This is a genomic window from Aequorivita sp. KMM 9714 (genome assembly GCF_011065475.1).
GTDB classification, from domain to species: Bacteria; Bacteroidota; Bacteroidia; order Flavobacteriales; family Flavobacteriaceae; genus Aequorivita; species Aequorivita sinensis.
Map to the genome: position 1 here is coordinate 1 of NZ_JAAGRO010000015.1, position 3,869 is coordinate 3,869.

At 30.9% G+C, this 3,869-nt stretch carries 5 protein-coding genes; all 5 read right to left on the reverse strand.

Translation table 11 applies throughout. The annotated features are described in order from the left end of the window. Nucleotides 1-17 precede the first annotated feature (17 nt). Nucleotides 18-191 (reverse strand): hypothetical protein, encoded by a 174-nt coding sequence (locus tag G3A46_RS13945; protein WP_165150741.1) that lies wholly within the window; start codon nt 189-191, stop codon nt 18-20. A gap of 194 nt (nt 192-385) precedes the next feature. Beyond that, nucleotides 386-1,564 carry a TlpA disulfide reductase family protein gene (locus G3A46_RS13950; RefSeq protein WP_165150743.1) on the reverse strand — a complete coding sequence of 393 codons (1,179 nt, stop codon included), beginning with the start codon at nt 1,562-1,564 and terminating at the stop codon, nt 386-388. 182 nt (nt 1,565-1,746) lie between these two features. Next, nucleotides 1,747-2,127, reverse strand: a complete 381-nt coding sequence (locus tag G3A46_RS13955) for a hypothetical protein (RefSeq protein ID WP_165150745.1) — start codon at nt 2,125-2,127, stop codon at nt 1,747-1,749. Between the two features lie 221 nt (nt 2,128-2,348). After that, nucleotides 2,349-3,329 (reverse strand): hypothetical protein, encoded by a 981-nt coding sequence (locus G3A46_RS13960; RefSeq protein WP_165150747.1) that lies wholly within the window; start codon nt 3,327-3,329, stop codon nt 2,349-2,351. Nucleotides 3,330-3,370: 41 nt separating this feature from the next. Further along, the coding region (locus tag G3A46_RS13965) for an IS3 family transposase (RefSeq protein WP_165150749.1) at nt 3,371-3,869 on the reverse strand (499 nt) is incomplete at its 5' end.

A 3,869-nucleotide genomic window follows, 5' to 3' on the forward strand; every position in this document is an offset into this window, starting at 1 on the left:
TTTCATTCAGAATTCAGCTATTCGTTCTTAAATTTTCTTTCAGAATATTGTCCTAATTGATATGCAATTAAAATTGGAATTAAAGCAAAAGCCATATACTTTTCTAAAAGTCCATATTCTGATAATGTTATTAATATTGCAGTTGAAACAATAATAAAAATTAAGTCAAATGTTCTTTTTTTTATTTTCATTTAATTAAGGTTTGAGTGAGTTCCGCAATTGCAGGTAACGGTCTTGTTTATGGTTAGTTGCGTGGTTAAGCAACTAATTTAGCAAATAAATCACAGATAGAACATTCCGCAGGGCTCGAGCAAAGCGAACTGGCGAAGCAATGTTCGTAAGTAAGCTAAAACAAGCAATTACTTATAGGTATTGTTGTGTACAGTTATTTTATCCATTTACTTAGTAAACTATCAATTTCCTTTTCATTCTTTTCACTGTGTCCAACTTTTGAATAAACAATTTTGCCATTATCATCTATAATATAAAAAGTTGGATATGCTCTCACATTATATGCCTTTGTAACTTCATTGTCTACAAGGATGGTTGGATAGTTCATTTCATTTATTTCGATAAACTCTTTAAGTTTTTCTTTGTCCTTTTCTTTATTGTCGTATGGATTTAATCCGAGAATTGTCAAATCATTCTTTGAATATTCAGTTCGTAATTTATTTAATGAGGCTATTGCTTTTATACAAGGAAAACAGTCTTTATACCAAAAGTCAACCAGTACGTATTTGTTTCTATAGTCTTTTAAGCTTATAGAGTCATTAAGTTGAAAGTTAAAGCCTTTAAATGCTGGTGCTTCTATTCCATTAGCAATTGGCTCCATTTCTTTTGGGTCAGGTTCTTTATAATCTTCTACTTCGTAGCTGTTTATTAGATTACTAAACTCTAATTGTAAATCAGTATCGGTTATGTTGTTATATTTCTCATTGGTAAAATGCCACTCATTGTATTGCCACTCATTTTGAAATTTAACTGAATAGATAATGCTTTTTAAGTTTTCATCTTCGTCGAAAAAGAATGTTTTTCTTTGTTTTTCAGTTGGTAAATCGTCCTTAAAACAGAATTCTATGGCATTTCTCTTTGAATCTCGAAAAATGGTATCATTTAAACTAACAACTGTAGTAGAATCCTTTAAGGATTTCGATAAGCGATTTGCTTTTAAAAAATAAGAATCAAGAACACCACTTATTGTATTTCCATTAATTGCCCAATCTTGACCTTTGTGTGGAAAGAATTTGGTTATTTTCTTCTTCTTGTGATTAATGATATAGATATTTTCCAAATCGTAGTATCTGTCTATACTGTCATTTTTTATCCAAAAACTCCCGCCGAAAACTGTGTCAGATTTATATTTTATTAATCTGACATTTGAATTATAATTTAAGGTATCTTCATCAGAACTGAAATATTTCATTTTATAGTTAATATCATATTCCCAAGATTTATTTTTCTTGACCTGCTTTTCGAAATTTTGAATTATTGAATTAGCCGATTTTTCTTCTTGACAGCTTAAGAAAATAAATAGAATAGAAAGTAGGTAAGCAAAACTCTTCATTGGTTGTTTTTAATTGTGCCCAACGTTTAGTATAACCGCAGTTACGGGTAAATATACGAGGTTATTAAGTTAAGCACTGAAGTTAGCAATTACGCGTGGATTCGGACGCAGTCGAATCCGCCGACACGAGTGTAACGAACTGGCAAAGCAAATTGCGGTTATACATTATTGTACACAGTACTTTAATCAATCACATTAATTTGAAAATCGGCTGGGATAACCCATTCGATTCCATTGATATTCATAACGACTTCGAGTTTAATTCTATCATCATCAATATTTTCGGGTTTAAACTCAAAATCAAATTCACTTAATCTTTGATTTTTTAAAATCAATTTTCTTTCTTCATAATTTTTACCGTATAATCTGTAAACATTATAATTTGAAACATAATTTTTATATCCGAAATCGAAATGAATAATACTGGTTTCATTTACTTTAAAGTTACTCTTATCCAAATTTTCTATCAGATAAAAAGAAGATATATTTTTTTCTTGCAATTTTTGAATCGAGTCTGTCAATTTAGAGTTTAGTTCTGTTAATTCCGATACTGAATTTTCCAAATCAGTTATTCTGCCATTTTCGCAAGAAGATATGATAATCGAAAAGACTATAATTGTAAGAAGAAGTATTTTTTTTATATTGTGGGTAACGATTGGTATAAGCGCAGTAGCGGGATTTGCGCACTTACTTTTCGGTTCATAAATAACTGTGAATTTATAAAGTTACATTTGATTAAAACACTTATCCGCTATTGCGTTTATACTCGTGTTGCCCACAGTATTTAATTCTTTACCTTTCCTTGCAGTTTAATCGGTTGTATTCCGACAATTTTATTTTTGTCATCAAATATTATTTTAATTAATTCTTTTGGTGGTTCCGAAGTATCGTCTTCGTATTTATAATGAAGCAATGTAAAAACACTTCCGTCAAGTCCGACTTGAACACCACTATAAATCAATTCTGTTTTTCTTTCAAAATTCAAGTTCTCAATTAAAGTGTTTAGTTGTTCATCTGTAACTGCTTCTTTAATTAAATCCGATAAATAATCTTTCGATTTCAGTAAGTCTTTTGTTTCTAAAGTGAGTAAAAAATTCTTGGATAGAACATTAAGAGAATCCACTCTTTTCTCATCAAGTTTATCGATTGATTTTTCATCTTTTTTAGTTTTTTTTATATAAAGTCGTATGCGATGCGTTGGGTTAGTAGTAACCATTCCATTCTTCTCATAAAAGTTTGAAATTGCTGTATACATAACAATTTCAGTACTATCATTTGGTTGCCAAATATTTTTTTTATTCAGACGTCCATCTTTTTTGTCGGTTCGACTTAGGTCAGATAAATCGCCTTCAATTTTTGCTTCTCCGAAATGTTCGTTAATCATTTTTTCGAGAGCATTGTATTTCTTGACAAGTGCCTTTTGAAATTTAGCCGATTTTTGATTGTTGTCTTTTTTCTCAAAATTAGAAACGTCCCATTCGTAGAGTATCGAACTCATTGTCGAGTCTTTTTCTTTAAAATGATAAGAAACTATTAAGTCAGGAATGTCTTTCTCCTTTCTTTTGAATTTAATTGGCTGAGCATCTCCGTTAAAAGAAACGTAGTTGGTTGTATTTAGTGTTTCCTCGCTTCCTAACTTTTTTTCTATTTGAATATATTCATCGAGCGAAGTATTGTGTATATCAAATCCGTATTCCTGTCCGAAAACGGTAATTCCAATTAATAAAAATCCGATTGTTAATGTCTGTCTCAAAATTTTCTTCATATGTCTCGTCCTAAAATACGTCTACAGGTTATTGATTAAAATTAAGCTGCATTTTGGTGTACGTTATTAGGTGTTTTATAGTTTAAAGATAAATGTAATCTTTTAGAGTTATATAATTTGATTGCATTTTTGGTTGCTTTTTTTGCTTCTTCCACGCTGGCAAAGGTCTGGTCGAGATAAAATTCATCTTTAAGGATTCCATTTACTCTTTTTGCGAGTGCGTTTTCATAGCAATGATTTTCTTCGGTCATACTAATTGCTATTTTTTTCCGCTTTAGTTCATTTGTGTAGACATTGCTGCAATATTGGATGCCTCTGTCTGAGTGGTGCGTTAGGTTTGTAAGTCCCTTATTGTGGTACATAGCCTTTTTTAAAGCCCTTACACAACCGGTAAGTTCTAAACTATCACTCAGGTCGAACCCTACTATTTTACGCGAATACATATCTGTTAAGAGTGCCAGGTAGCAAAATCCCTTAATAGTTCTGATGTATGTTATATCCGCAGCCCACACTTGGTTAGATCTATTGATCACAACATCT